The sequence below is a fragment of the Candidatus Auribacterota bacterium genome (assembly GCA_026392035.1).
Classification (GTDB): Bacteria; Auribacterota; Tritonobacteria; order UBA1439; family UBA1439; genus JAPLCX01.
Genome location: JAPLCX010000034.1, coordinates 1 through 6,674, shown reverse-complemented (window position 1 = coordinate 6,674; position 6,674 = coordinate 1). Strand labels below are relative to the sequence as shown.

General features: G+C 53.6%; 4 protein-coding genes. 3 read left to right on the top strand and 1 reads right to left on the bottom strand.

The features are described 5' to 3' along the window. The first annotated feature begins 338 nt into the window (after window positions 1-338). Genes ppdK through apt form a run of 3 tightly spaced genes read left to right on the top strand, consistent with a single transcriptional unit; the run spans window position 339 to window position 4,578 of the window. Window positions 339-3,101, top strand: coding sequence for a pyruvate, phosphate dikinase (gene ppdK, locus NTX71_03380; protein ID MCX6338946.1), 2,763 nt, complete (start codon window positions 339-341; stop codon window positions 3,099-3,101). 55 nt (window positions 3,102-3,156) lie between these two features. Continuing rightward, the gene (locus NTX71_03375) at window positions 3,157-3,990 is read left to right on the top strand and encodes a sigma-70 family RNA polymerase sigma factor (protein ID MCX6338945.1); all 834 of its coding nucleotides are present in this window, start codon (window positions 3,157-3,159) and stop codon (window positions 3,988-3,990) included. Window positions 3,991-4,035: 45 nt separating this feature from the next. Next, window positions 4,036-4,578 carry an adenine phosphoribosyltransferase gene (apt, locus tag NTX71_03370; protein ID MCX6338944.1) on the top strand — a complete coding sequence of 181 codons (543 nt, stop codon included), beginning with the start codon at window positions 4,036-4,038 and terminating at the stop codon, window positions 4,576-4,578. A gap of 327 nt (window positions 4,579-4,905) precedes the next feature. On the opposite strand, the gene NTX71_03365 is transcribed toward apt, so the two are convergent. Beyond that, window positions 4,906-5,625 (bottom strand): hypothetical protein, encoded by a 720-nt coding sequence (locus NTX71_03365; protein MCX6338943.1) that lies wholly within the window; start codon window positions 5,623-5,625, stop codon window positions 4,906-4,908. Window positions 5,626-6,674: the final 1,049 nt, after the last annotated feature.

Here is a 6,674-nt window from a genome sequence, read left to right as displayed (position 1 = left end):
GATGGCCGTTGGTTGCATATGGCACGATATACGCAACCGGACAAAACTCAGCAGTTGCTGCTTGCCCGGCTTGGTCTTAATCTGCCGCCTCAGCAACTACCCAAAATCACAACCAGGGAGGTCCTTCAAAACGCCTTTTGTAGTGAAGACCTAGACCAATGAACTGCGTATTTCCAAGGAGTTATGAAGAAATAGTGCGCGAATAGCGAAAGTTGGGCTAAAACCCCATAACTGTCCCATTACGCTCCCGCTCTGTTTTCGCTTGCCTGAGCAATATTTTTTGTGTATTGTTGGGGATTGCAACGTGTTCCCCGACCACACTGAACGGAGGCAATTGGATGCGTAAGTATGTATTTTACTTTGGCTCGGGCAAGGCCGAAGGGAATGCGCAGATGAAGGAGCTCCTCGGCGGCAAGGGGGCTAACCTCGCGGAGATGACCAATCTAAAGATCCCCGTGCCCGCGGGATTCACCATCACGACCGAGGTCTGCGCCTACTACGATGCGCACAGGCGGAAATACCCGTCGGGCGTTGAGCGCCAGGTCGACCGGGCGCTCGCGCGCGTGGAGAAGGCGATGGGGGCGCGTTTCGGCGACAGTGAGAACCCCCTCCTGCTCTCCGTGCGCTCCGGGGCGCGGGCGTCGATGCCGGGGATGATGGACACGGTGCTCAATCTGGGGCTCAACGACGATACGGTGCAGGGCCTCGCCCGCCAGACGGGGAACGAGCGCTTCGCGTACGATTGCTACCGGCGCTTTGTACAGATGTTCGGCGACGTGGTGCTGGGCTTGAAGCCGCAGCGCAAAGACGACGTGGACCCGTTCGAGGAGATCATCGAGAAGAAAAAGGAACACAGGAAAATACGGTATGATACCGAGCTCTCGCTGGACGACCTGAAAGAGCTCGTGGCGGAATTCAGGACGGCGATCAAAGAGAGAACGGGCAGCCGCTTCCCGGAGGATCCTCACGCACAGTTGTGGGCCGCGATCGGCGCGGTATTCCGCTCGTGGGAGAACCCGCGCGCGATCGCCTACCGGCAGATCAACAAGATCCCCGATCACTGGGGAACGGCGGTGAACGTCCAGGCGATGGTGTTCGGCAACATGGGGACCGATAGCGGGACGGGCGTGGCATTCACGCGCGACGCCGCGACCGGCGAGAAGCGTTTCTACGGGGAGTACCTGCTCAATGCCCAGGGGGAGGATGTGGTCGCCGGCATTCGGACGCCGAAACCGATCGCGCAGCTTAAGGCGGAGTTGCCGCGCGTGTACCGCGAGCTCGAGGGGGTGTACAAGAAGATAGAGCGGCACTACCGCGACATGCAGGATCTGGAGTTCACCATTCAGAAGGGCACGCTCTGGCTCCTCCAGACCCGCTCGGGGAAGAGGACTGGATTCGCTGCAATCCGCATCGCGGTGGATATGGTTGAGGAGGGGCTGATCACCAGGGAGGAGGCGCTGCTGCGCATTGACCCGATGCAGCTCAATCAGTTCCTCCGGCCGGTCTTTGATATGCAGGAGAAGAAAAAGGCGATCGCCGCGGGGCGGCTGCTCGCAAGGGGGCTCAATGCGGGCCCGGGCGCGGCGTCCGGCAGGGTGGTATTCAATGCGGCGGATGCCGAGGAGTGGGCGGCCCGCGGAGACAAGGTGATTCTCGTGCGCATCGAAACCTCTCCTGAGGACATCCGCGGCATGACGGCCGCCGAGGGTGTGCTGACCGCCCGTGGGGGAATGACTTCTCACGCGGCGCTCGTCGCGAGGCAGATGGGGAAGGTTTGCGTGGTCGGGTGCGGCGCCCTGGAGATTGATTACAAAGCCCGCCAGATGCGCGCGGGGGGCGTGGTGGTCAGGGAGGGCGACGCGGTCTCTATCGATGGCTCAACGGGAGAGGTCATCTCCGGCACAGCGAAGACCTTCCCCTCGGAGGTGTTGCGCGTGGTGCTGTACCGGACCATGAAACCGAGTGAATCCAGCGATTACCGGTACTACGCCCGGGTGATGTCCTGGGCTGATGAGATCCGGCGGCTGGGGATTCGCACCAACGCCGATCTGCCTGAACAGGTGCAGAACGCAATCGCGTTCGGCGCCGAGGGGATCGGGCTGTGCCGCACCGAGCACATGTTCTTTGAGGGTGACCGTATTGACGCCATGCGCGAGATGATTCTCGCCGAGGACGAGGGGGGCCGCCGCCGCGCGCTTGCGCAGCTCCTCCCGATGCAGAAGGAAGATTTTAAGGGGATATTCCGCGCGCTCAAAGGGAGGCCGGCCACGATCCGAACGCTCGACCCCCCGCTCCACGAGTTCCTCCCGCATGAGGATGCGGGGATCAGGGACCTCGCCGGGAAGATGGGGATATCGGAGGAGCGGTTGCGCCAGAAGATCGCCGGCCTGCGGGAAGCCAATCCGATGCTCGGCCTCAGGGGGTGCCGCCTGGGGATCGCCTATCCGGAGATCACCGAGATGCAGGCGCGGGCTATCCTTGAGGCGGCATGCGAGGTGGCGAGAGAAGGGATTGCGGTGAAGCCCGAGATCATGATTCCCCTCGTGGGCATGGTCAGCGAGTTGGAGTCGCAGAAGGCGGTGGTGGACAGAGTGGCCAGGCAGGTGTTTGATGAACAGAAGAAGAGAGTCAGCTATGCCGTGGGGACGATGATCGAACTCCCGCGGGCGGCGATCACCGCCGATAAGATTGCGGCGGTGGCGGAATTCTTCAGCTACGGGACCAACGACCTCACCCAGACCACCTTCGGGATGTCCCGTGACGACGCGGGTCCATTCCTCGTCAGATATATCGCGGAGAAGATTCTTCCCGGCGATCCGTTCCAATCCATTGACCAGGATGGCGTGGGATACCTCATGTGGCTCGGCGTGGAGCGGGGGAGGCGGACACGGCATGATCTGAAGGTGGGCATCTGCGGCGAACACGGCGGCGAGCCGGAATCGGTGAAATTCTGCCATCGGATCGGACTTGATTATGTGAGCTGCTCGCCCTTCCGTGTGCCGATCGCGAGGCTCGCGGCGGCCCAGGCCGTTCTCGAGGAGATGAAGGGGAAGCGGGCGCGGGGCAGTGCGCGCGGTGCGGGGAAGAAGCGCTCGAAGTAGTGCGCTGTGCGCGGTTCGCCGGGGAGAAGCGCCGCCCGGACAGGGGGCAGGGAGCATGGGGGCGGGGAAAGACACCATTCAGCTGTATCTCAGGGACATAGGTGAGATACCGCTGCTCACCCGGGAGGAGGAGGTCGGGCTCGCGAAGAAGGCTGCCGCCGGCGACGAGCAGGCGCGGCAGAAGTTGATTAAGGCCAACCTCAGGCTTGTGGTGAAGATCGCGAAGCGGTACGGTTATCTGGGGCTCTCGCTGCTGGACCTCATCGAGGAGGGGAACATGGGACTGATGAGGGCCGTGGAGAAATTCGATGTGGGCAGGGGGAACAAGCTGAGCACGTACGCGGCATGGTGGATCAGGCAGTTTATGCTGCGCGCGCTCGCGAACCAGGGGAAGATGATCCGCATCCCGGTCTACATGATGGAGAAGATACAGAAGGTTTACAGGAAGGAAAAAGAGCTCACGCAGAAACGCGGCAGGCCCGCGCGGCCGGAGGAGATCGCGAAGGCGCTTGGGATGCCCGTGGCCAAGGTGAGGGAATTGCTCGAGATGGACAAAAAACCGATATCGCTCTACGCGCCGATCGACGGCGAGGGGATCAGCGAGCTGATCAATGTGATTGAGGACGTGGATTCCATTCCGCCATCGAAGATCATTTCCGATGAGGTGACGCGCAAAAACATCGCGGAGTTGCTCGGTCAGTTGTCCGCGAGAGAGGCGGGTATCCTCAAGATGCGGTTCGGGCTCCGTGACAGCAACCCCAGGACACTCACCGAGATCGGCAAAAAATACGGCGTCACGCGGGAACGGGTGAGGCAGATACAGGAGACGGGATTGCGCAAGCTGAAGGCCCTGCTCGGCGATCAGAAGAGCGGCTTTTATGATTTCTAGCGGGGGCGTCATGCCGTCGTGCGTCCGCACGGGAGGATTATTTCAATGGCGGTAACTATTCAGGATTTGAAAAATGCGATTCGCAGCGTCCCCGATTTCCCCAAGAAAGGGATTGTCTTCAGGGATATCACCACCCTGATAAAGGAGGGGAGGCTCTTCAGGGCTTCCGTGGACGCGCTGTGCGAGTGGTGCCGGGACAAGCGAATCGACGCGGTCGTGTGCATGGAGTCTCGAGGGTTCATATTCGGTGCGGCGATTGCCTACAGGCTTGGGGCAGGTGTCGTACCCGTGAGGAAAAAGGGCAAGCTCCCCCATCACACCTACACCGCGGAGTACGAACTTGAGTATGGCACTGACGCGCTCGAGATGCACAGGGACGCCTTTGCGCAGGGGAGCAGGGTGCTCATCGTGGACGACCTTCTGGCGACGGGGGGGACCGCGGCGGCCACGGCAAGGCTGGTGAATAATCTCGAAGCGAAGATCGAGGGCATCGCGTTCATCATAGAGCTCTCTTTCCTCAAGGGGAGGGAGAAGTTGAAGGGGTACGATGTGTTCTCACTGATTCAGTACGAGTCGGAGGAGGAGTGAGAGAGGGAAAGTGAAAAGGCAAAACCACAAGTAAAAACTCTAAACAACAATGAACTTTGTAACTTTTGAATTGTGGTTTTTACTTTTTCGTTTTGACCTTTGCCTTATTCACGCGCATCGTCTCTTCACGGTCGTACATAAATTTATAGAAGCGCATGTCAAAAACATCTTCCATAAAATTATCGAAATCCATGGCTCCCTCCTGATTCATAATTTTAGCCGAAGGGCACAACTGCGACAATATTCTTACAGCAACCTATCTTTTCGTAATGTTTCCATGCCCGCTCTCCAATTGCAACTGGCACAGTTTTTGGGGAGGCAGGTCAACTATCTATTTAAGTTTTTAATAGTCCCATCAGGAAACTGTTGAAAGCTTCTGCCTTTTACTATCCAGTTATGAATGCTATCAAGGTAATTTTGTGACTCTTCCATATGTTTCTTTGCAAGCTCCACGTTGCCTAAAATACTTTGATCTAACACTGCAAATCTTTCTTTGAAATTTATGTCGCCTTCTTTTAAAAGCCGATATTGTTCACGGTCTTTGATTTTATTTTCTACTAGTTTAAGAACAAAATAGCAATTTACCAGTTTGGAAAAATCTGCTGTATCCGATCTAAAAAGAAAATCAGATTCACCAAATTTTACAAAATCCCACGTTTCAGAATTAAAGTGCCCTAGTGGTATAACGATTATTTTATTCTCGTTTAAATTTGCGATATCAGCTTTTAATAGTTTCTCGATATTACCCAACTCTGCCCAGTTTTGACTTAATTCTATTTTAAGTAAAGTTATAGTTTTATCGTTTACCTTATTTTGCCGTTCAATAGCAATAGCTTCTTGTCTTTTTTGCTCTAATCTTTGACCATAATGAAAAGAAATAACTCCTACCAAAGCCCCTATACAAATTTGAATTAAGTAATTGTGAATAAACCTAGCTAATCTATTAATCCGATTGCCACAATGCGGACATACTTTTGCGGATTTTTGCAATATGCCGCAGCATAAAGAACATTTCACTTCTTTCGAGTTAGATAAATTCTTATTCATTAAATAATCGCCTATATTTACGCTAGTTTTCTCAGTCAGAAGAATGGCGCAAAGAAACAATATTTGCCACTAATAAACCAAGCTTCTATTTTCATATTAGGCTTGAAAGAAAATTTTCACGCCCTTTGATACTGGCCTGCCTTACTTATCAAGAGTATGCTTACATGTCTCAGCACATTTGAGCATTTATGAACCCCCTCCTTTAATTTCTATTAACTACATGGCATGAGAATACCCCCTTCCTGAAGATTACTCTATCAGAAGCAACGTCATAGATCTTCCCTCCCCGAGCCGAATTGGACTGCCTTTCATAACGAGATTAACACAATAAAAGGAAGGGATAAAGATGTTTCTCCAGGATATGCTGTCGGTGTCGGAAGATGAATAAAGAGAAACAAATTCCTTATTGCCTGTCAATAATCGAGGACCGACCGTGAGTTTTGCCCAACTGAGTTTGGACAGTATTCCAGCTTTTATATACATTAAGAAAAAGCAAATGAGTTATAATCACCATTGGACATGGCGACTAATTAAATGGTACACAAACAGTATACTGGCGCACGGGCTAACTGGGAGACCGCTTCCCAAGAATATAATAAGGATACGTTGGAAAGCTGACGTCAAAAGAACTTAATATTTATATCCAAGGTTTGCTATGGGTTGGCTAAACAGTTTTAAGAAACATCAATCGGCCCTGTGGGAACTTTCTAAATATATTTTTTTAAGTTCACTCTTTTGTGCAGAACTGTTAAAAAAAGATTTAGAAGAGAAATTCAAAAAGGACAGCAAAGAGTATCAGGAGAAATATCTCTATGTTGTATTTGAATTTATATATTTCTTCTGTCATCTCACAAATAGATCCGCCTTTTCGCAGCTGGGCCTAGAGACAAGAACTAAATTACTAGATGAGGGTGCTTCCCCCCATTGTTTGGACAGTTCCGGGGCTAACTTAAGCTAATGATCCTGGACATTGCACCTCCTTTGTTGTTTGTTCTTCCCTCCCGCTCTCCTTGGGGGGGGAAGGAGAGCGGCGCCGAAATTATTGTTTC